The 18,797-nt window shown below is 68.8% G+C and carries 18 protein-coding genes, 1 tRNA gene, 2 pseudogenes and 1 riboswitch; of the genes and pseudogenes, 9 read left to right on the top strand and 12 right to left on the bottom strand.

Annotated features, from left to right (window positions below):
• Positions 1-83 precede the first annotated feature (83 nt).
• Positions 84-1,052: a CHRD domain-containing protein gene (locus ACH492_RS24810; protein ID WP_398989873.1), complete on the top strand. Its 969-nt coding sequence runs from the start codon at positions 84-86 to the stop codon at positions 1,050-1,052.
• A gap of 77 nt (positions 1,053-1,129) precedes the next feature.
• Here ACH492_RS24810 and ACH492_RS24805 read toward each other — a convergent pair whose 3' ends face one another.
• Positions 1,130-2,554, bottom strand: coding sequence for a DUF445 domain-containing protein (locus ACH492_RS24805; RefSeq protein ID WP_398989872.1), 1,425 nt, complete (start codon positions 2,552-2,554; stop codon positions 1,130-1,132).
• Between the two features lie 99 nt (positions 2,555-2,653).
• Between ACH492_RS24805 and ACH492_RS24800 the strand changes: the two genes are divergently transcribed.
• Positions 2,654-3,895 carry an SGNH/GDSL hydrolase family protein gene (locus ACH492_RS24800; RefSeq protein WP_398989871.1) on the top strand — a complete coding sequence of 414 codons (1,242 nt, stop codon included), beginning with the start codon at positions 2,654-2,656 and terminating at the stop codon, positions 3,893-3,895.
• A gap of 260 nt (positions 3,896-4,155) precedes the next feature.
• On the opposite strand, the gene ACH492_RS24795 is transcribed toward ACH492_RS24800, so the two are convergent.
• The 3 genes and pseudogenes from ACH492_RS24795 to ACH492_RS24785 all read right to left on the bottom strand — a co-directional run.
• Positions 4,156-4,836: a DUF1707 domain-containing protein gene (locus ACH492_RS24795; RefSeq protein WP_398989870.1), complete on the bottom strand. Its 681-nt coding sequence runs from the start codon at positions 4,834-4,836 to the stop codon at positions 4,156-4,158.
• Positions 4,837-4,887: 51 nt separating this feature from the next.
• Positions 4,888-5,877 carry an ATP-binding cassette domain-containing protein gene (locus tag ACH492_RS24790; protein WP_398990033.1) on the bottom strand — a complete coding sequence of 330 codons (990 nt, stop codon included), beginning with the start codon at positions 5,875-5,877 and terminating at the stop codon, positions 4,888-4,890.
• Positions 5,878-5,977: 100 nt separating this feature from the next.
• A pseudogene (locus tag ACH492_RS24785) lies at positions 5,978-6,625 on the bottom strand (ABC transporter permease); the annotation flags it as partial.
• Between the two features lie 127 nt (positions 6,626-6,752).
• On the opposite strand from ACH492_RS24785, the pseudogene ACH492_RS24780 reads away from it, so the two are divergent.
• Positions 6,753-9,056, top strand: a pseudogene (locus ACH492_RS24780) (transglycosylase domain-containing protein); the annotation flags it as partial.
• Between the two features lie 40 nt (positions 9,057-9,096).
• Here the strand turns inward: ACH492_RS24780 and ACH492_RS24775 are convergent.
• The 3 genes from ACH492_RS24775 to ACH492_RS24765 form a co-directional block, all read right to left on the bottom strand.
• The gene (locus tag ACH492_RS24775) at positions 9,097-9,417 is read right to left on the bottom strand and encodes a DMT family transporter (protein WP_398989869.1); all 321 of its coding nucleotides are present in this window, start codon (positions 9,415-9,417) and stop codon (positions 9,097-9,099) included.
• 32 nt (positions 9,418-9,449) lie between these two features.
• A riboswitch (guanidine-III (ykkC-III) riboswitch) is annotated at positions 9,450-9,514 on the bottom strand.
• A gap of 76 nt (positions 9,515-9,590) precedes the next feature.
• Complete coding sequence (locus ACH492_RS24770) at positions 9,591-9,932, bottom strand: co-chaperone GroES (protein ID WP_307663164.1); 342 nt, start codon at positions 9,930-9,932, stop codon at positions 9,591-9,593.
• Positions 9,933-9,975: 43 nt separating this feature from the next.
• Positions 9,976-10,296, bottom strand: a complete 321-nt coding sequence (locus ACH492_RS24765; protein WP_398989868.1) for a DUF3618 domain-containing protein — start codon at positions 10,294-10,296, stop codon at positions 9,976-9,978.
• A 126-nt stretch (positions 10,297-10,422) separates the two neighbouring features.
• On the opposite strand from ACH492_RS24765, the gene bcp reads away from it, so the two are divergent.
• The 4 genes from bcp to ACH492_RS24745 all read left to right on the top strand — a co-directional run bounded on the left by bcp (position 10,423) and on the right by ACH492_RS24745 (position 12,449).
• Positions 10,423-10,890 carry a thioredoxin-dependent thiol peroxidase gene (gene bcp, locus ACH492_RS24760; RefSeq protein ID WP_398989867.1) on the top strand — a complete coding sequence of 156 codons (468 nt, stop codon included), beginning with the start codon at positions 10,423-10,425 and terminating at the stop codon, positions 10,888-10,890.
• Positions 10,891-11,023: 133 nt separating this feature from the next.
• Positions 11,024-11,320 carry a hypothetical protein gene (locus ACH492_RS24755; RefSeq protein ID WP_398989866.1) on the top strand — a complete coding sequence of 99 codons (297 nt, stop codon included), beginning with the start codon at positions 11,024-11,026 and terminating at the stop codon, positions 11,318-11,320.
• Positions 11,313-12,311: an HNH endonuclease signature motif containing protein gene (locus tag ACH492_RS24750; RefSeq protein WP_398989865.1), complete on the top strand. Its 999-nt coding sequence runs from the start codon at positions 11,313-11,315 to the stop codon at positions 12,309-12,311. Before ACH492_RS24755 ends, ACH492_RS24750 begins: the two co-directional genes overlap by 8 nt.
• A 53-nt stretch (positions 12,312-12,364) precedes the next feature.
• Positions 12,365-12,449 (top strand) — tRNA-Leu (locus tag ACH492_RS24745).
• A 61-nt stretch (positions 12,450-12,510) separates the two neighbouring features.
• Here ACH492_RS24745 and rdgB read toward each other — a convergent pair.
• From rdgB to ACH492_RS24725, 4 genes are all read right to left on the bottom strand, one after another.
• Positions 12,511-13,113, bottom strand: a complete 603-nt coding sequence (gene rdgB, locus ACH492_RS24740) for an RdgB/HAM1 family non-canonical purine NTP pyrophosphatase (RefSeq protein ID WP_398989864.1) — start codon at positions 13,111-13,113, stop codon at positions 12,511-12,513.
• Between the two features lie 10 nt (positions 13,114-13,123).
• Positions 13,124-13,507 (bottom strand): hypothetical protein, encoded by a 384-nt coding sequence (locus ACH492_RS24735; protein ID WP_398989863.1) that lies wholly within the window; start codon positions 13,505-13,507, stop codon positions 13,124-13,126.
• A 101-nt stretch (positions 13,508-13,608) separates the two neighbouring features.
• Entirely contained in the window at positions 13,609-14,349 is a 741-nt protein-coding gene (gene rph, locus ACH492_RS24730) for a ribonuclease PH (protein ID WP_398989862.1), read from the bottom strand.
• 172 nt (positions 14,350-14,521) lie between these two features.
• The gene (locus ACH492_RS24725; protein ID WP_398989861.1) at positions 14,522-14,755 is read right to left on the bottom strand and encodes a glucose PTS transporter subunit EIIB; all 234 of its coding nucleotides are present in this window, start codon (positions 14,753-14,755) and stop codon (positions 14,522-14,524) included.
• A gap of 240 nt (positions 14,756-14,995) precedes the next feature.
• Between ACH492_RS24725 and ACH492_RS24720 the strand changes: the two genes are divergently transcribed.
• On the top strand, positions 14,996-16,291 hold the full coding sequence (locus tag ACH492_RS24720) for a PTS transporter subunit EIIC (RefSeq protein WP_398989860.1): 1,296 nt from the start codon (positions 14,996-14,998) through the stop codon (positions 16,289-16,291).
• 263 nt (positions 16,292-16,554) lie between these two features.
• The gene (locus ACH492_RS24715; protein ID WP_398989859.1) at positions 16,555-17,808 is read left to right on the top strand and encodes a PTS transporter subunit EIIC; all 1,254 of its coding nucleotides are present in this window, start codon (positions 16,555-16,557) and stop codon (positions 17,806-17,808) included.
• A 102-nt stretch (positions 17,809-17,910) separates the two neighbouring features.
• Here ACH492_RS24715 and ACH492_RS24710 read toward each other — a convergent pair whose 3' ends face one another.
• Positions 17,911-18,663 (bottom strand): MBL fold metallo-hydrolase, encoded by a 753-nt coding sequence (locus ACH492_RS24710; RefSeq protein WP_398989858.1) that lies wholly within the window; start codon positions 18,661-18,663, stop codon positions 17,911-17,913.
• Positions 18,664-18,797: the final 134 nt, after the last annotated feature.

The raw sequence follows: 18,797 nt of genomic DNA, 5'->3' as shown, positions 1-18,797 counted from the left end.
CTATTGAACGAGCCGACTGCGGGGCGCGTACTTCATCGCGACCGGCCCAGTACGGAGTCGGCCTCAACGGGAGGATCAAAACAATGCAGAAGCGTTATGTTGCTGTTACCGCCGCCGCAATTGTGCTTGGTGTTGCGGGTGTTACTCCGGCCCTCGCCCAAGGCAGTCACAGCGGGCACAGCAGCGGGCACAGCAGCGGACATGGATCGGCCGCGGGCGGCAACGCCGCCACCACCTTCACCAAGGCCTCCAGTGGGCACGCCGTCACCTTCGCCGCCCAGCTCTCGGGCGCCAACGAGGTCGCCGTCCCCGGCGGGCCCGCCGTCAACGACCCCGACGGCAAGGCCGTCGCCCTCGTCAAGGTGAAGGGCGACCGTGTCACCTTCGCCCTCCAGTGGAAGGGCTTCGTTCCCAGCCTCGGGCACATCCACGAGGGCGTCGCCGGAAAGAACGGCGGCGTCAAGGTCCCGCTCTTCGGGACCGCGATGCCCGACACCGTTCACTCGGCGGCCGGTCAGGTGGCCATCACCGACGCCAAGCTGGCCAAGAGCATCCGTACCAACCCGTCCGGCTTCTATGTGAACCTGCACAGCGCGGAGTTCCCGGGCGGAGCCGTACGAGGACAGCTCAAGCCGCTCCACAAGAACATCAACCCGCTCGACATCATCAAGGGCGGGAAGCTGCGGGCGCTGTCCAACGGCGACCAGGAGGTCCCGAAGAACGACACCTCCAAGGTGGGCGACCCGGACGGGCACGCCGTGACGTTCCTGCACCCGAAGGGTACGAACGTCGACTACTCCTTCGCCTGGGTCAACATCAAGAGCCCCTCCAAGGGCCACCTCCACAAGGGCGCGTTCGGCAAGAACGGTGATGTCGTCTTCGACTTCTTCAACCGGCCCGTGCCGGACGGGATCTTCGCCGTCTCCGGGAAGCTGGCGGGGCAGAACCCCGACGTGGTCAAGCGCGTCCGCGCCAACCCGCAGAACTACTACTCCAACATCCACACCGCCGAGTTCCCCGACGGGGCCGTCCGCGGGCAGCTCTTCCGCTGAACGCGTACGGCTCGCCGTACGTACTCAACGACACCTCCCCCAGGTGGCTGGGCGCGTGACCGTACCGCAGGGACCGGTCACGCGCCCAGCGCGTGTGCCACCGTGTAGATCAGCAGGCCTGCGAGCGCGCCGACCACCGTGCCGTTGATACGGATGAACTGCAGATCCCGTCCGATGTGCGCCTCGATCTTGCGCGAGGTGTGCTCCGCGTCCCAGCTCGCGACCGTCTCCGAGATCAGCGAGGTGATCTCGGCGCGGTAGGTGGTCACCACGTACACCGCCGCGTCCTCCAGCCACCCCTCCACCTTCGCCTGCAGCCGGCTGTCCGTCGCCAGCCGCGAGCCCAGCGACAGCAGCGAGGCGCGGGCGCGCAGCCGCAGTTCGCTCCGGTCGTCCTCGGCCGCCGAGATGATCATGGTGCGTACGGAGGCCCAGGCCGAGGCGATCACGTCCTGAACCTCCGAACGGGACAACAGGTCCGACTTCATACGCTCCACCCGCGCCCGGGTGTCCGTGTCCGACTGGAGGTCGGCCGCGAAGTCCGTCAGGAAGCGGTCGATCGCGCCGCGCGCCGGGTGGGCCGGCATGTCGCGCATCTCGGTGACGAAGCGCAGCAGCTCCTTGTAGACGCGCTCGCCGACCTTCTTGTCCACGAACCGCGGGGTCCAGCCCGGCGCCCCGCCCTCGACCGCGACCATCACCGAGTCCGCGTGGAGCACCAGCCAGTCGGCCGCGCGGGCGCAGATCAGGTCGACCGCGCGGTGGTGGGCGCCGTCGGCGACGACCTTGTCCAGGGTCTTACCTATTCCGGGGGCGATCTCCGCGCTGTCGGCGCGGCGTGTGATCGCCTCGCCGACGACGGCCTGGACATCGGAGTCGCGCAGCACCGTCAGCGCTCCGCGCAGTGCCGTGGACAGCTCGGCGGTGACCCGGTCGGCGTGGGCGGGCTCGGCAAGCCAGGCGCCGAGGCGGCCGCCGATACCGAGGGCGTGCAGCCGGGCGCGGACGACATCGCCGGAGAGGAAGTTCTCACCGACGAAGGAGCCGAGCGTCGTGCCGAGCTGGTCCTTCTTGTTCGGGATGATCGCGGTGTGCGGGATGGGCAGGCCCAGGGGGTAGCGGAACAGCGCCGTGACCGCGAACCAGTCGGCCAGTGCGCCGACCATGCCCGCCTCCGCGGCGGCCGCGACATAGCCGGTCCAGCCGCCCAGCCCGGCGTTCTTCCCCCAGGTGGCGAGGACGAAGATCAGCGCGACGAACAGCAGCGCGCCGGTCGCCGTCATCTTCATCCTGCGGACGCCGCGCATCTTGTCGGCGTCCGCCTCGGTGAACGCGAAGGAGGGGAGGGGCGTACGTGCGCGCACCGCGTCACCGGCAGACCGGTCCTGGGCAGACGGGTTCGCGTCGGCGCGGCCGCCCCCTGCGTGCGCCGGCCGTTCCGGTCCCGTCCCTTCCGGTCCTGTCCGTTCCCGTTCTGTACGTTCCGGTCCTGTACGTTCCATCCGCTCCACCCATCCGCGCGCGTCCCGTACGCAATAGTCCCTCCTCAGGTACTCCCGGGGCGCACATCGAGTTCCCACGACATGTCGCATGATGTGCTCATGCACAAACGCCGTGGGTACGCGACCCTCGCTGCCCTCACCGCCGTCGTGGTCCTCATTTGCGGCGCGATATACCTCGGAGTCGGGGCCGCACAGGGCCGGACAGCCGTCCGTACGCCCGCCGCGCCCGCGGTCTGGGTCGGCACCTGGTCCGCCGCCCCCGTCGAGGCCGCAGCCACCACAACCGGCACGGCTCGCGCCACCACCGGCCGCTCCATACGCAATGTCGTCCACACCAGCATCGGCGGCGTCGCCGCCCGGCTCACCCTCTCCAACCTCCTCGGCCGCCGCCCGCTCGAGATAGCCCACGTCTCGCTCGCCGTCCGCGCGGGCCACGGCCCCGCCGCCGTGCCCGCCACCCTGCGCCGCGTGACGTTCCAGGGCGCCGAGGCCGTCACGATCGCGGCCGGCGGCCAGTGGGTCAGCGACCCAGTCGTGCTGGAGATCCCGCACGACAGTGATCTGCTGGTCACGGTGCATGCCGCCGACGGGCCCGTCACCATCCACCCACGCGCGCGCCAGACGTCGTACGTCGCGGACGGCGACCGTACGCGGGACGTCAGCGGGGACGCGTACACCGGCAGGACCCGCGCCTGGCACCACCTCACCGCCGTCGACGTGCTGACCCGGGACGCACGCGGCGCGGTGGTCGTCGTCGGCGACTCGATCACCGACGGGGTCACCTCCACCGCCGACGCCAACCGCCGCTGGCCGGACGTCCTCGCCGACCGGCTGGCCCGCCGGGGCGCGAGCCACTACGGCGTCCTCAACCAGGGCATCAGCGGCAACCGACTGCTCGCCGAGGGCCGCGGCCCCAGCACCCTCGCCCGCTTCGACCGCGATGTACTCGCCCGGTCCGGAGCCAGGACCGTGATCGTCGCAATCGGCATCAACGACCTGCTGCACTCCGCGCGTACCCCCACCGCCGACACGATCACGACCGGGTTCGCCGAACTCGCCCACCGGGCACACGAACGCGGCCTGCGCGTCATCGGCGCGACGCTGCTGCCCTGCGGCGGACACCGCCGCTGCACGCCCGCCGTCGAGTCCGTACGCGACCAGGTCAACGCGATCGTCCGCGCGGGTGGGACCTTCGACGCGGTCGTCGACTTCGACCGCGCGCTGCGCGATCCGTACGCGCCGAACCGGCTGCGCCCGCGCTACGACTCGGGCGACCATCTCCACCCGAGCGACGCCGGCTACGCGCGGATGGCCAAGGCGGTGGACCCGGCGCGGCTGTGACGGCGGGCTCGCGCCGCCCCCAGCAGGCCCTTCCGGAGCGGCCCGGCTCACCCTTGCAGGCCCTCCCGGAGCGGCCCGGCTCACCCTCGCGGGCCCTCCCGGAGCGGCCCGGGCTCACCCTCGCGGGCCCTCCCGGAGCGGCCCGGGCTCACCCTCGCAGGCACTACCGGAGCGGCCCTGGCTCACCCTTGCGGGCATCCCCGAAGCGGGCCCGGCTCACCCCCGCAGGCACTCACCCCGGACGACGGCACACTCCCCGCTCAGTCGAGCTCCTTGCGGTCGCCCTTCTCCAGCCGCCCCCGCTTCTCCTCTTCGCGCTCCGCCTTGAGGCGCTGCTTCTCCGCCCGGGTGCGCTTGCGCTCCACGCCCACGCCGCCCATCAGCGCGAAGCCGGAGACGATCACGCGCGGCGCCGCCGGGTCCGGTCTGCCCTCGCCCTGTTCGCCGAAGCCGCCCATGAAGCCGATGCCGTTGACCTCGACGTTCAGGTCGGGAGGCACGACGACACTGACCCCGCCCATGATCGCGATGCAGCGGATCACGGTCACCCGGTCCTCGAAACGGGCTTCCCGCAGGTCGAGTTCGCCGCCGCCCATCATCGTGAAGCTGGTGAACCTACGGGCCACCGTCCAAGTGCCCTTGCGTACAAAGCCGCCCCAGAACGCGAAGGCCCCCTTCGAGGTGGCCGGGCCGCCGACGCGCGCGGCCCAGCTGCCCGACCCGGCGACGACCGCCGGTGACGCCAACACCGTGCCCGCCGCGGGAAGATCGCTGACCAGTGGCTCCAAGTCCCCGTGCGTACGCGCCCTGTAGGCGGCGTCGAGACGCTGCTCGAACTCCTCCATGTCGAGCCGCCCCTCCGCCACCGCATCGCGGAGCCGCTCGGCCACCCTTTCGCGCTCGGAGTCCGAAGCGCGCATTTCAGGGAGTTCGCTCGTCATGGTCAGCAGCCTAGTCAAGCCCGCGCCACGCTTACAGCCCCGGTCTCTGCGCTAAGGCCCCGACCTCTCCGGCGGGGGTTTGGGGGTGTCCCCCATTCGATACAGCATTTTCGCGATCACCGCCTCGATGTCCGGCTCCCGTACCGACAGGTCCACCAGGGGATATGTGTCGGCCAGCGCGGCCACCAGCGGCGCCGCCGACTGGGAGGCCGGGAAGGCCAGCCACTGGCGGGGGCCCTCGACCTTCACCGTACGAGCGGAGTCGAGGACGATCGGCGGCAGCTCGCGCTCCAGGTCCACCACCAGCGTCCGCTCGCTCTCCCCCACCTCGTGGAGCCCGGCGAGCGCCCCGTCGTACATCAGCCGCCCGTGGTCGATCACCATCACGCGCTTGCACAGCTGCTCGATGTCGGTCAGATCGTGCGTCGTGAGCAGCACCGTCGTGGCCCGCTCGGCGTTCAGGTCCCGCAGGAAGTCCCGGACCCTCGCCTTGGAGATCACATCAAGGCCGATGGTCGGCTCGTCCAGATACAGCACCTCGGGGTCGTGCAGCAGCGCCGCCGCGATGTCGCCGCGCATCCGCTGCCCGAGCGAGAGCTGGCGCACCGGCACGTCCAGCAGCTCGGCCAGGTCCAGGAGTTCGACGCAACGGTCGAGGTTCTCGCGGAACCGCTTGTCGGGGATCCGGTACATCCGGTGCACCAGGCGGTACGAGTCCTTCAGCGGCAGGTCCCACCACAGGGTCGTACGCTGCCCGAAGACCACGCCGATCCGCTGCGCCAGCCTCGTACGCTCCCGGGACGGGTCGATGCCCGCGACCCGCAGCCGCCCGCCGCTCGGGGTCAGAATGCCCGTCAGCATCTTGATGGTGGTGGACTTCCCGGCGCCGTTCGGGCCGATGTAGCCGACCATCTCGCCGCGCGGCACCCGGAAGCTGATCCCGTCGACGGCCCGCACCTGCTGCTTCTCGCGGCGCAGTCGGCCGGTTTTCCGTCGTACGTCGAAGACCTTCTCGACGCCGTCGAGTTCGATGAAGTCCATGAAGTCCCCCTCGCCGAGATCCACCCTCAGCTCCCTGTGCTCCGGTACGAACGAAGGCCGACGCGCCAGGCGAGGGCGGCCAGCCGGCAGCAGACCGCGGCAACAGCGAGGACCAGGGCAGCGCCCGGGCCACTTCGCCCAGGGTGCCGGGGAAGAGGTTCAGCGGCAGCAGCATCCCGGAGAAGAACAGCCCGGCCAGCCAGCAGATCTGCATCACCCCGGCCCCGTCCATCAGCCAGAACGCGGAGAGCGCCACCAGGAACCGGACCGCGAAGCTCACCACCACGCCGAGCGCCACCGACACCAGGAAGGCGAGCCAGGTCAGTGGCGAGCTCGGCAGCGCAAGGTCGAAGGCGAGCGCGCCGAGCGCCATCGGCACGATGCCGCGGCCCATGAGGTGGAAGGCCGCGCGCCCCAAGTCGCCCGAAAGCCACCACAGTTGGAGGTCCGCGGGCCGGTAGAGGTCGATCGCGATGTCCCCGGTGCGGATCCGCTCCATCAGCTCGTCCTCGAAACCGCCGCCCATCATGGCGCAGGTCATCAGCAGCGCCTGTCCCAGCCACACATAGGTGAGCGCCTGGGAGAGGTCGTACCCGCCCAGCTGCGGGCGCTCGTCCCATAGGGCCGTATAGGTGTACGCCATGATGAAGCCGAAGACGGTGTTGGTGAACACCCCTGCCGCCGTCGCCATCCGGTACGTCGCATAGCGCCGGAACCCACCGGCGGCGACGACCGCGTACAGCCGCACGTCGATTCCCCCCTCCGCACGCGGGCACCAAAGCGCACGACCCTAGCCCAGCGGGGCGAGCCGCCGCGAGCGCTTTTACGCCTGCCGGGTCCGCGGGTTGACCCACCGAAAAGTGCAGTATGTGCGTATGAGCGAGGAGCCAAAGCAGCAGGGCTGGAAACCCCGGGACGCGACCGTCGTCGGACCGCCGGCCGCACTCGAGAAGAAGGGCTTCGCGCCCCGCCGCAAGCGCACCGGCTGGCGTCGCGCCATCCCCACCTGGCGGATGGTGCTCGGTACGCTTCTGATCGTCGCCCTGCTACTGATCGGCGGCTTCCTGGCCGGCTACAAGCTCGTCGACATCCCGCCCGCCAACGCCACGGCCACCGCCCAGTCCAATGTCTACCTCTACGAGGACGGCACCCAGATCGCCCGCGACGGCGAGGTCAACCGGGAGAACGTGACCCTCCGGCAGGTACCCCTTTCGGTGCAGCGGGCCGTACTGGCCGCCGAGAACCGGGACTTCTACTCCGCGCGCGCCGTCGACCCCAAGGCGATGGTCCGCGCCGCCTGGAACACCCTCACCGGCAAGGGCAAACAGTCCGGCTCCACCATCACTCAGCAGTACGTCAAGAACTACTACCTGGGCCAGGAGCAGACCATCTCGCGGAAGTGGAAGGAGTTCTTCATCGCGATCAAGCTGGGCCGCGAGGAGAGCAAGAACGACATCCTGCAGGGGTATCTCAACACCAGCTACTTCGGGCGCAACGCGTACGGCATCCAGGCCGCCGCCCATGCCTACTACGGCGAGGACGTCCAGGACCTCGACACCGCGAAGGGCGCGTACCTGGCCTCGCTGCTCAACGCCCCCAGCGCGTACGACATCGCCACACACCCCGAGAACCGGGCTAGCGCGCTCAGCCGCTGGAACTACACGCTCGACGGCATGGTCAAGAAGAAGTGGCTCAGCCCCGCCGCCCGAGCGGCCATGAAGTTCCCCACGCCGCAGACGGCGAAGCCCCCGACCGCGCTGTCGGGCCAGCGCGGCTATATCGTCCAGGCCGTCGAGGACTACCTCACCAACAACGAGATCATCGACGAGAACACCCTGGCCACCGGCGGCTACCGGATCACCACCACGCTGGAGCGGCAGAAGCAGGACGCGCTCGCCGAGGCCGTCGACGACCAGGTGATGTCCAAGCTGGACGGAGACCGCAAGGCGGACCGCAATGTCCGCGTAGGCGGAGCGTCCATCGACCCGGACGGCGGCAAGGTCGTCGCCATGTACGGCGGCGTCGACTACACCAAGCAGTACGTCAACAACGCGACCCGCCGCGACTACCAAGTCGGCTCCACCTTCAAACCGTTCGTCTTCACCGCGGCCGTCGAGAACGGGTCGAGCACCCAGGACGGCCGGACCATCACCCCCAGCACCGTCTACGACGGCACCAACAGGCGTACGGTCGAGGGCTGGAGCGGCAGGCTGTACGCCCCCGGGAACGAGGACGACATCTCGTACGGCCCGATCACCGTCCGCACCGCCACCGACAAATCCGTCAACGCGGTGTACGCGCAGATGGCCATGGACGTCGGCCCCACCAACGTCAGACGGACCGCGATCGACCTCGGGATCCCCGCGAGCACCCCGGATCTGAACGCCTCCCCCTCCATCGCGCTGGGCCCCGCCACCGCGAGCGTCCTCGACATGGCGGAGGCGTACGCGACGCTCGCCAACCACGGCAGGCACGGCACGTACACCCTCGTCGAGAAGGTCACCAAGAACGGCCTCGACGTCCGGCTGCCCGAGGAGGACAGCGAGCAGGCCGTCAGCCGGGAGGCCGCCGACACCACCACCTCGATCCTGCAGAGCGTGGTCGACGAAGGCACCGGCACCGCGGCCCGGTCGGCCGGCCGTCCCGCCGCGGGCAAGACAGGCACGGCGGAGGAGGACAAGGCGGCCTGGTTCGCGGGCTACACCCCGACACTGGCGACGGTGGTCGCGGTGATGGGCCAGGACCCGGCCACGGGTGTGCAGAAGCCGCTGTATGGCGCGCTGGGGCTGCCGAGGATCAACGGCGGCGGGGCGCCGGCGAAGATCTGGGGCCAGTTCACGGGCGCCGCGCTGGAGGGCTCCGAGATCGAGGAGTTCGACCTGGACCTCCAGGAGGGCTCGGAGGAGGAAGAGGAGGAGCCGGTGGAGGAAGAGCGGGTGGAGGAAGAGCCGCCGGACGAGTCGTCGCAGGAGGAGGAGCCGGAATCGCCGGACGAGGCGCCAGGAGAGACAGAGGGCGAGAACGAGGGGCAGACGGACAGGGGCACCACCGACGGGGAGACGACGGACGACGGTGAGACCGACGAGGGCACGGACACCGAAGGAACAACCGACGGCGGTGAGACCGAGGAGGGTGAGACCGAAGAGGGCGCGGCCGACGGGGAGCGCGGGCAGCTGGCCCACACCCACCCGTACCGCCCGGCCCCGGTGAGCCGGCGAGTCAGTGACCCGAGGTCGCCTTCAGCCCCACCACCGCAACCAGCAGCAGACAGACGAAGAAGATCCGCGCGGCGGTCGCGGGCTCGTTCAGCGCCATCATGCCGACGACCGCCGCACCGGCCGCGCCGATGCCGACCCAGACGCCGTACGCCGTACCTATCGGCAGGGTCTTGGCGGCGTGGGAGAGCAGCATCATGCTGGCGACGATCCCGAGTGCGGTGAACACGCTCGGCCAGAGCCGGGTGAACCCGTCGGTGAACTTCATCCCGATCGACCAGCCGACCTCGAGCAGACCGGCGACAACAAGCAGAACCCAGGCCATGACGGCACCTCCGAGACGCGGAACTTCAGCGGGGTGCGTCGTCTTTGCATGACCCGGTACGACGCGTCTCGTCGGGAGCAGTCAACGATAGCAAAAGCCTGACCTGCGCCTTTACACGTTCTCCAGGCGCAGGTGCTCAAGGCTCAGGGGCGGAGGTGCTCAAGGCACAGGCGCTACAGATACAGCCCGGTGGAGTCCTCGGAACCCTGGAAACGGTCCGCCGCGACCGCGTGCAGATCGCGCTCCCGCATCAGTACGTACGCCACGCCCCGCACCTCGACCTCGGCGCGGTCCTCGGGGTCGTACAGCACCCGGTCGCCCGGCTCCACGGTGCGCACGTTCTGCCCGACGGCTACCACCTCGGCCCAGGCCAGACGCCTGCCGACCGCCGCTGTCGCCGGAATGACGATGCCGCCGCTGGAACGCCGCTCGCCCTCCGGGATGTCGGTCCTCACCAGCACGCGGTCGTGCAGCATCCGGATGGGCAGCTTGTCGTGGTGGGTATTGTCGCTCACGCCTTGAACCTACCTGCCCGGGAGCATTCCGTACGCCCGAGGGTCACGCCCGTCGCCTTCTCGCCGACACGGCGAGCAGGCTCACGAGCCCCACGGCCAGCAGCGCCACCGGAACCACCCGCTCCAGCCGGGGCGCGCCTTTTTCCGTCACGAACTGCGCCTTGATGTCGGACACCGTGCGGTTCATCGCGACGAAAGCACGACCCGCGGTCTGGTCCACAGTCGAGGCGACCCTGGCCTTCGCGTCACCGATGACCGTCTTCGGGTGCATGCGCACCCCGATCTCGTCGAGGGTCTCGGCAAGCTGGTCGCGCCTGCGGACGATGTCCGCCTCGATCTGCGCAGGGGTCCTGGCATCCGACACCGCGCTGCCTCCGTGGTCGTGTCCGGTAGTCCTTCCTCGACAGTCTGTCAGCTCGGCCGCGGCCGCACCGCATGGCACCCCTATTACGCTCGACGGCGTACACCCTCACGTCCCCCGAGGAGAACCATGAGCGAGCGACTCCAGCCCGGCGACACGGCCCCGGCCTTCACCCTGCCCGACGCGGACGGCAACGAGGTTTCGCTCGCCGACCACAGGGGCCGGAAGGTGATCGTCTACTTCTACCCGGCGGCCCTGACGCCCGGCTGCACCAAGCAGGCCTGCGACTTCACGGACAACCTGGACCTGCTGGCGGGCGCGGGCTACGACGTCATCGGCGTATCGCCGGACAAGCCGGAGAAGCTGGCGAAGTTCCGCGACAAGGAGAGCCTGAAGGTCACGCTGGTCGGGGACCCGTCCAAGGAGACCCTGGAGGCGTACGGCGCGTTCGGCGAGAAGAAGCTGTACGGCAAGACGGTGACCGGTGTCATCCGCTCGACGGTCGTGGTCGACGAGGAGGGCAAGGTCGAGCGGGCGCTGTACAACGTGAAGGCGACGGGCCATGTCGCCAAGATCATCAAGGACCTCGGCGTCTGAGGTCCCGAGTTCCCGGAAGGGCCCGCACCGGCAGGCGGTGCGGGCCCTTCCGCATTTCGGGCGTGACCATCCGATAACCGGTTCGTTACTCAGTGCGAGGCTGCGAACGCGCGGCCGGGACCGGAGGGGAACCGTGCCAGTCAGGTACACCCGGGAGCTACTCGACGAGGCGGCCCGCGAGACGACGAACTTCGACGACGCAGTGCGCTGGTGCGGTGGTAAGCCGACACCGGGCAGCAGGCGCTACCTCCGCGCGTTGCGCGAGCTGGTCGCCCGTCCCAGGAGCGTGGCGGAGGTCGTACGCCGACTGGGGATCAACCCGGTGAGCGGCAACCCGGTCCATATCGGCCGCCGAACAGCCGCACTGGGGATCGACACGCTGCACGTCACTCCCGCGCACCGAGGTCACCTGTGGGGGATCCGTGTCTGATCCTTACAACCGGGACAGACTGGCCACCGCCGTTGCCGCGTCGCAGGGCTGGGCGGACCTGATACGCCGCCTCGGGCTCAAGGAGAGCGGCGGTCAGCGCCGCGTGCTCCAGGAGAAGGTCGCCGGGCACGGCTTCGACACCAGCCACTTCAAGCAGCGCAGCCCGTGGCGCAAATATCCGGACGAGGCCATCGCAGCCGCTGCTGCCACCTCAACGACGCTGCGCGAGGTCGCTGTCAAGCTGGGCGCGCCACCGGCCGCCGGCACGCTGTCGCACATAGGCCGCCGTATCGCGGCAGCAGAGATAGACATCAGTCACTTTCCCGGGATGAACCGCGAGCAGCTCGACCTGCCATTCACGACAGCGGAACTCGCAGTTGCCGCCGCGTCCGCCCACAGCATTCGCGGCGTGGCCCGCGAACTCGGCGTACCCGACGACAGTCGGTCGCGCGCGGCGCTCGGCAGGATGCTGAGGGAACGGGGCATCAGCACCGCCCACTTCCGCAATGCGCGGCTCATAATCCCAGAGGGAGCCTTGCGCGAGGCAGTGCCCACAGCCGCCAGTTACGCCGACGTCATGCGCACCCTCGGCCTTCCCGTGAAAGACACAAACCACCGTCGCGTACGCCGGAGAGCCACTCAACTCGACCTCGACACCAGCCACTTCAGGCGACGCACATGGGGAACGATACGGACGCACGAACCGAGGCCGGTCGCGACGGACACCCTCATCGTTCTGCCCGAGGGTTCGCCTCGCACAAATCGCTCACGTCTCCACCGAGCGCTCCAAGAGACCGGCGTCCCATACCGATGCACGTCGTGTGGGAACACCGGCGAATGGCTCGGTCAGCCGATCACGCTTCAGATCGACCACGTGAGCGGCGACTGGCTCGACAATCGGGCCGAAAACCTCCGCTACCTCTGCCCCAACTGCCACGCATTGACCGACACGTGGTGTCGGAACCGCGCGAAGGAGCGACCTGTCCCATAGAGGCAGGGCACCCTCCGCCACATCCGGCAGCCCGGTACGATGGCTGTCGGCTGGCGGCCGTGTCGGAACTGGCGAGACGAGCTGGGTTTAGGTCCCAGTGGGTTTATACCCGTGTGGGTTCGAGTCCCACCGGCCGCACACCTTTGAACCGAAGGCCCGGACTCAGAGTCCGGGCCTTCGGCGTACCCCATCGCGTGGGTCAGCCGAGCAGCTCCCGCACCACCGGCACCAGCGCCCTGAACGCCTTCCCCCTATGGCTGATCGCGTTCTTCTCCGCCGGGGTCAGCTCCGCGCACGTACGCGTCTCGCCCTCCGGCTGCAGGATCGGGTCGTAGCCGAAGCCGTTCGTGCCCACCGGCTCATGGCGCAGGGTGCCCAGCAGGCGGCCCTCGACGACACGTTCCGTGCCGTCCGGGAGGGCCAGAGCCGCCGCGCACGCGAAGTGGGCGCCGCGGTGGGCCTCGTCGATGTCGGCGAGCTGGGCCAGCAGCAGGTTCAGGTTCGCCCTGTCGTCGCCGTGGCTGCCCGCCCACCGGGCGGAGAAGATGCCGGGCGCGCCGCCGAGTACGTCGACACAGAGGCCGGAGTCGTCGGCGACGGCCGGCAGGCCGGTGGCCTGGGCCAAGGCGTGCGCCTTGAGCAGGGCGTTCTCGGCGAAGGTGACGCCGGTTTCCTTGACGTCGGGGATGTCGGGGTAGGCATCCGCGCCGACGAGGTCGTGGGTGAGCCCCGCGTCGGCGAGGATGGCCTTGAGTTCGGTGATTTTTCCGGCGTTGCGGGTGGCGAGGATCAGACGGGTCATGCCCCGATTATCAGGGTGTGCAGACCTTGCCGATCTCGCCCGCGGCGTCGGTGACGGGCTTGATGTCCGGGGTGGTGTCGCCGTTCTCGATCGCCTTGCGGACGTTGTCGACGCCGGCGTTCAGGTCCTCGACCGCCTTGCTCAGGTCGGCGTTGTCGGTCTTGTCGCCAAGGTTCTTCAGTTCCTTGTCGATGTCGTCGAGAGCCTGCCGGGCCGTTGCCGGGTCGTCGCCGGCGCTGGAGACGGCCTGCTGGAGCTTGTCGACGCTGGTGGCGATCGCGTCGGCGGTCTCGACGCAGTCGAGTGCCTTGTCGATGGCGGCGCAGCCGACGGTGATGGGGACGATCAGAGCGGCGGTGGCGAGCGTGAGGGCTATTCGGCGGCGCGCAGACATGGAGCTGTCCTCCCGGATACGGACGGGCGCACGGTTCGGCCCGTGCGCCCGTGACTCTATCGACGCCCAGTGGCGCGTTCTTGGTTGCTTCTTTACTCGATCTATACGAGCGACTCGCTCGAACCGAGCGCTTCGAGCTGGAGCGCGGCCAGGTCGGCGCAGCCGCCGGTCGCGAGGTCGAGGAGCGCGTTGAGCTCCTTGCGGTCGAAGGGCTCGGCCTCGGCGGTGCCCTGGACCTCGACGAAGCGGCCGTCGCCGGTGCAGACGACGTTCATGTCGGTCTCGGCGCGCACATCCTCCTCGTAACAGAGGTCGAGGAGCGGAGTGCCGTCGACGATGCCGACGCTGACGGCGGCGACGGTCCCGATGAGCGGCTTGCGGCCGGCCTTGACGAGCTTCTTGGCCTGGGCCCAGGCGACGGCGTCGGCGAGAGCGACGTACGCGCCGGTGACGGCGGCGGTGCGGGTGCCGCCGTCGGCCTGGAGGACGTCGCAGTCCAGGACGATGGTGTTCTCGCCGAGCGCCTTGTAGTCGATGACGGCGCGCAGCGAGCGGCCGATGAGGCGGCTGATCTCGTGCGTACGGCCGCCGATCTTGCCGCGTACGGATTCGCGGTCGCCGCGGGTGTTGGTGGAGCGCGGCAGCATCGAGTACTCGGCGGTGACCCAGCCTTCGCCGCTGCCCTTGCGCCAGCGCGGGACGCCTTCGGTGACCGAGGCGGTGCAGAAGACCTTCGTGTCGCCGAAGGAGATGAGGACGGAGCCCTCGGCGTGCTTGCTCCATCCGCGTTCGATGGTGACCGGGCGGAGCTGTTCGGGGGTGCGGCCGTCGATTCGAGACATGGCGTCGAGCCTAGCTGCTGTGCGCACGGGCCTCGTTCCGCGTGTACGAGGACCCGCACCGGGTGTACGAGGGTGCCGTTCCGCATGCGCGAGGGCCCCGTTCCGGCCGGAGCGGGGCCCTTCTCGTACGGCCTGGTACGCCTCGTACGGCCTCGTGCGGTGGCTCAGCGGCTCACATCATGTCTTCGATGTCGGCGGCGATCGGGTCGGCGTCGGTGCCGATGACGACCTGGATCGCGTTGCCCATCTTGACGACGCCGTGGGCTCCGGCCGCCTTGAGGGCGGCCTCGTCGACCCTGGACGGGTCCACGACTTCGGTGCGGAGGCGGGTGATGCAGCCCTCGATCTCTTCGATGTTGTCGATCCCGCCGAGCCCGGCGACGATCTTCTCAGCCTTGCTGGCCATGTCTTCTCCCTGCGTTCAAGAGCGCGTTCGCTGGGCGCTCAGCGCTGCCTCGGCCTACATCGGTCCGCTTTGTCACGGTAACGCACGGTTGGCCCATCTTCACGGGCGAGTAACCATCTCGTACCGAATGATGACGAGCACGGGAACCCTCTCCCGCGACTGGTCCCCGGGACCGTACCGCGACTGGTCTACACCAGTCTGCAACACCTGCCAAGCCAGGCACCTTCCGGGAGGACGCCGATGAGTTCGGAAAGTGCTGCCGCGCCACAGCACAAGCGGTGGACCGGTGCGTTCCAGGGGCTCCAGAAGATGGGCCGCAGCCTGCAGCTGCCGATCGCCGTCCTCCCCGCGGCCGGCATCCTCAACCGGCTCGGCCAGCCCGATGTCTTCGGCGCGGACGGACTGGGCTGGAACGACGTCGCCAAGGTGATGGCCGGCGCCGGCGGCGCGCTGCTGGACCCCAACATCGGTCTGCCACTGCTGTTCTGCGTCGGCGTCGCGATCGGCATGGCCAAGAAGGCGGACGGCTCCACAGCGCTCGCGGCCGTCGCGGGCTTCCTCGTCTACTACGGCGTCCTGCACCAGTTCCCCAAGGACTGCGAGGGCGCGGCGAAGGCGGTGACCGTCGGCTGCCAGTCGGAGGGCGGCATGATCGTGCCGTACGCCTATCAGAACCCGGGCGTCTTCGGCGGCATCATCATGGGCCTGCTGGCCGCCTACTTCTGGCAGCGCTTCCACCGCACCAAGCTGGTGGACTGGCTCGGCTTCTTCAACGGCCGCCGGCTCGTCCCGATCATCATGTCCTTCGTCGCGATCGCGTTCGCGGCCCTGTGCCTGTGGATCTGGCCGCCGGTCGGCGACGCGCTGGAGAGCTTCAGCGACTGGCTGGTGGGCCTGGACGCGTGGGGTGCGGGCATCTTCGGTGTCGCCAACCGGGCGCTGCTCGTCATCGGCCTGCACCAGTTCCTGAACGTGCCCATCTGGTTCCAGTTCGGCAGCTACACCAAGCCGGACGGCACGGTCGTGCACGGCGACATCAGCATGTTCCTGGCGGGCGACCCGAACGCGGGCCAGTTCACCACCGGCTTCTTCCCGATCATGATGTTCGCTCTCCCGGCGGCAGCGCTGGCGATCACACACTGCGCCAAGCCGCACCGCCGCAAGGAGATCGGCGGCCTGATGCTGTCGGTCGCGCTGACGTCCTTCGTCACCGGCATCACCGAGCCGATCGAGTACTCGTTCCTCTTCGTCGCGCCGCTGCTGTACGTGATCCACGCGCTGCTCACCGGTGTCTCGATGGCACTGAGCTGGGGCCTCGGAGCCAAGGACGGCTTCAGCTTCTCGGCGGGTCTGATCGACTACGTCATCAACTGGGGCCTGGCGACCAAGCCCTGGCTGCTCATTCCGATCGGTCTGGGCTTCGCGGTGGTGTACTACGCGATCTTCCGGTTCGCGATCACCAAGTTCAATATCCCGACGCCGGGGCGTGAACCGGAAGAAGTCGAGGGTGAACTGGAGCGGGACGTCATCAAGTAGGGCAGTGGTTCCTGGGCACTGCGCCCCCGAGTAATGCCTCATAAGGCCCCATGGACCTGTGGTCGGGGGCCTTATGTCGTGCATTTCGCGCTATGGCCCAGGCCACAGAAATCGAAGGTTCCTTATCTCGCCCTCACCGTGCTAAAACTGGTCTACACCACTGAGTGGTGTAGACCACGTGGCGCTTCGCCGCGTTCCCCTTGAGATGCCGCCCTCCCCCGTGTATTGCCCCCTGGCGGCGCCTTGCCCACTGGAGGAAGTTGATGAGTACGGCTACCGCTACGGCGGCGTCGCCCACCAAGAAGTGGGGATCGGGTCTGTTCCAGGGCCTGCAGAAGGTCGGCCGAAGCCTGCAGCTGCCGATCGCCGTCCTGCCGGCGGCAGGCATCCTGCTGCGTCTGGGCCAGGACGACGTGTTCGGCAAGGACGGCCTTGGCTGGAACAAGGTCGCCGCGGTCTTCGCCACGGCCGGTGACGCGGTCTTCGCCAACCTGCCGCTGCTGTTCTGTATCGGCATCGCGATCGGCTTCGCCAAGAAGGCCGACGGCTCCACCGCGCTCGCCGCGCTGGTCGGATTCCTGGTCTACAAGAACGTCCTCACGGCGTTCCCCATCGCCGAGGCCAAGGTCCAGGCCGGCGCCGACATACCCGCGACCTACAACGACCCGAAGGTCTTCGGCGGCATCATCATGGGCCTGCTCGCTGCCGTCATCTGGCAGCGGTACCACCGCAAGAAGCTCGTCGACTGGCTCGGCTTCTTCAACGGCCGCCGGCTCGTGCCGATCATCATGGCCTTCGTCGGCACGGCCATGGGCGTGCTGTTCGGCCTCGTCTGGGAGCCCGTCGGCAACGTCATCACCGACTTCGGCCAGTGGATGACCGGCCTCGGCGCCGTTGGCGCCGGCATCTTCGGCGTCATCAACCGGGCGCTGCTGCCCATCGGTATGCACCAGTTCGTGAACACCGTGGCCTGGCAGGAGATCGGCTCCTTCAAGGACTCCGCGGGCCAGATGTGGCACGGTGACCTGCCGCGCTTCTTCCACGGCGACCCCACCGCCGGTCAGTTCATGTCGGGCTTCTTCCCGATCATGATGTTCGCCCTCCCGGCCGCCGCGCTCGCCATCGCGCACACGGCTCGCCCCGAGCGCCGCAAGGCCGTGATGGGCATGATGATGTCGCTGGCGCTGACGTCCTTCGTCACCGGCATCACCGAGCCGATCGAGTTCGCGTTCATGTTCATCGCGCCGCTCCTGTACGCCATCCACGCGGTTCTGACTGCCGTCTCGATGGCTGTCACCTGGGCGCTCGGCGTGCATCACGGCTTCAGCTTCTCGGCCGGTGCGATCGACTACTTCCTGAACTGGGGACTCGCGACCAAGCCATGGATGATCATTCCGATCGGCCTCGCGTTCGCGGCGATCTACTACTCGGTCTTCCGCTTCGCGATCATCAAGTTCAACCTCACCACCCCGGGCCGTGAGCCCGAGGAAGAGGTCGAGGACCTGACGAAGGCGTAGTCAAACGCTGAGGACGTCCACTGAGGACCGAAGCCCCTGCCTTTCCGTACGGAAGGGCAGGGGCTTCGGCTTTCTTCGAGTTTCTTCGAGTTTCTTTCGGGATCAGATCTCGTAGATCGCGCCCGCGGCAGCCAGTTCGGCAGGGCCGCCGTAGACCATGCGGGCATCCGCCAGATTCTGCTGCCCGTCCGTCCACGGCGGGATGTGGGTGAGCACGAGCCGGCCGACGTTCGCGCGCTGGGCATGGGCTCCGGCCTCACGGCCGTTGAGGTGGAGGTCGGGGATGTCCTCCTTGCCGTGCGTGAAGGACGCCTCGCAGAGGAACAGGTCGGCGCCTTCGGCGAGTTCGTGCAGGGTCTCGCTGACCCCGGTGTCGCCCGAGTACGCCAGCGACTTGCCGGCGTGCTCCAGGCGGATGCCGTACGCCTCGACGGGGTGCCTCACCTTCTCCGTACGGACGGAGAACGGGCCGATGTGGAAACTGCCCGCCTTCAGCGTGTGGAAGTCGAAGACCTCGCTCATGGAGCTGGCGGAGGGGGTGTCGGCGTACGCAGTGGTCAGGCGCTGCTCGGTGCCTTCCGGGCCGTAGACCGGGAGGGCGTCGCAGCGGCCGCCGTCTTGGCGGTAGTAGCGGGCCACGAAATATCCACACATGTCGATGCAGTGATCTGCGTGAAGGTGACTGAGGAAGATCGCATCGAGGTCGTAGAGACCGATGTGGCGCTGCAGCTCGCCGAGGGCGCCGTTGCCCATGTCGAGAAGCAGCCGGAAGCCGTCGGCCTCTACGAGGTAGCTCGAGCAGGCCGATTCCGCGGACGGAAACGACCCCGAGCAGCCGACGACGGTGAGCTTCATGGAGCTTGAACCTCCGTTGACGGGGAGGGCTGGGAGAGGGTCGTGCGGTCTGTCGAGCGTAAGGCGCGAAAGGGCTGGTCGCTCCTCGGTGGCAGGGCGTTGTGGGGGAACTCACCTGCTCTGTCACCGGTTCG

This window comes from Streptomyces sp. NPDC019443 (assembly GCF_044389785.1).
Taxonomy (GTDB): domain Bacteria; phylum Actinomycetota; class Actinomycetes; order Streptomycetales; family Streptomycetaceae; genus Streptomyces.
The sequence above is the reverse complement of the archived record's forward strand: the minus strand, read 5'-3'. Positions and strand labels throughout refer to the sequence as shown.

What these genes read in the sequence shown, in the direction of transcription:
- ACH492_RS24795 (WP_398989870.1), bottom strand. Translation starts at nt 4,836, where the DNA reads ATGACGAGCGAACTCCCTGAAATGCGCGCTTCGGACTCCGAGCGCGAA.
- ACH492_RS24790 (WP_398990033.1), bottom strand. Translation starts at nt 5,877, where the DNA reads ATGGACTTCATCGAACTCGACGGCGTCGAGAAGGTCTTCGACGTACGA.
- bcp (WP_398989867.1), top strand. Translation starts at nt 10,423, where the DNA reads ATGAGCGAGCGACTCCAGCCCGGCGACACGGCCCCGGCCTTCACCCTG.
- ACH492_RS24720 (WP_398989860.1), top strand. Translation starts at nt 14,996, where the DNA reads ATGAGTTCGGAAAGTGCTGCCGCGCCACAGCACAAGCGGTGGACCGGT.
- ACH492_RS24710 (WP_398989858.1), bottom strand. Translation starts at nt 18,663, where the DNA reads ATGAAGCTCACCGTCGTCGGCTGCTCGGGGTCGTTTCCGTCCGCGGAA.
- ACH492_RS24805 (WP_398989872.1), bottom strand. Translation starts at nt 2,554, where the DNA reads ATGGAACGTACAGGACCGGAACGTACAGAACGGGAACGGACAGGACCG.
- ACH492_RS24715 (WP_398989859.1), top strand. Translation starts at nt 16,555, where the DNA reads ATGAGTACGGCTACCGCTACGGCGGCGTCGCCCACCAAGAAGTGGGGA.
- ACH492_RS24775 (WP_398989869.1), bottom strand. Translation starts at nt 9,417, where the DNA reads ATGGCCTGGGTTCTGCTTGTTGTCGCCGGTCTGCTCGAGGTCGGCTGG.
- ACH492_RS24810 (WP_398989873.1), top strand. Translation starts at nt 84, where the DNA reads ATGCAGAAGCGTTATGTTGCTGTTACCGCCGCCGCAATTGTGCTTGGT.
- rph (WP_398989862.1), bottom strand. Translation starts at nt 14,349, where the DNA reads ATGTCTCGAATCGACGGCCGCACCCCCGAACAGCTCCGCCCGGTCACC.
- ACH492_RS24800 (WP_398989871.1), top strand. Translation starts at nt 2,654, where the DNA reads ATGCACAAACGCCGTGGGTACGCGACCCTCGCTGCCCTCACCGCCGTC.
- ACH492_RS24735 (WP_398989863.1), bottom strand. Translation starts at nt 13,507, where the DNA reads ATGTCTGCGCGCCGCCGAATAGCCCTCACGCTCGCCACCGCCGCTCTG.
- ACH492_RS24725 (WP_398989861.1), bottom strand. Translation starts at nt 14,755, where the DNA reads ATGGCCAGCAAGGCTGAGAAGATCGTCGCCGGGCTCGGCGGGATCGAC.
- rdgB (WP_398989864.1), bottom strand. Translation starts at nt 13,113, where the DNA reads ATGACCCGTCTGATCCTCGCCACCCGCAACGCCGGAAAAATCACCGAA.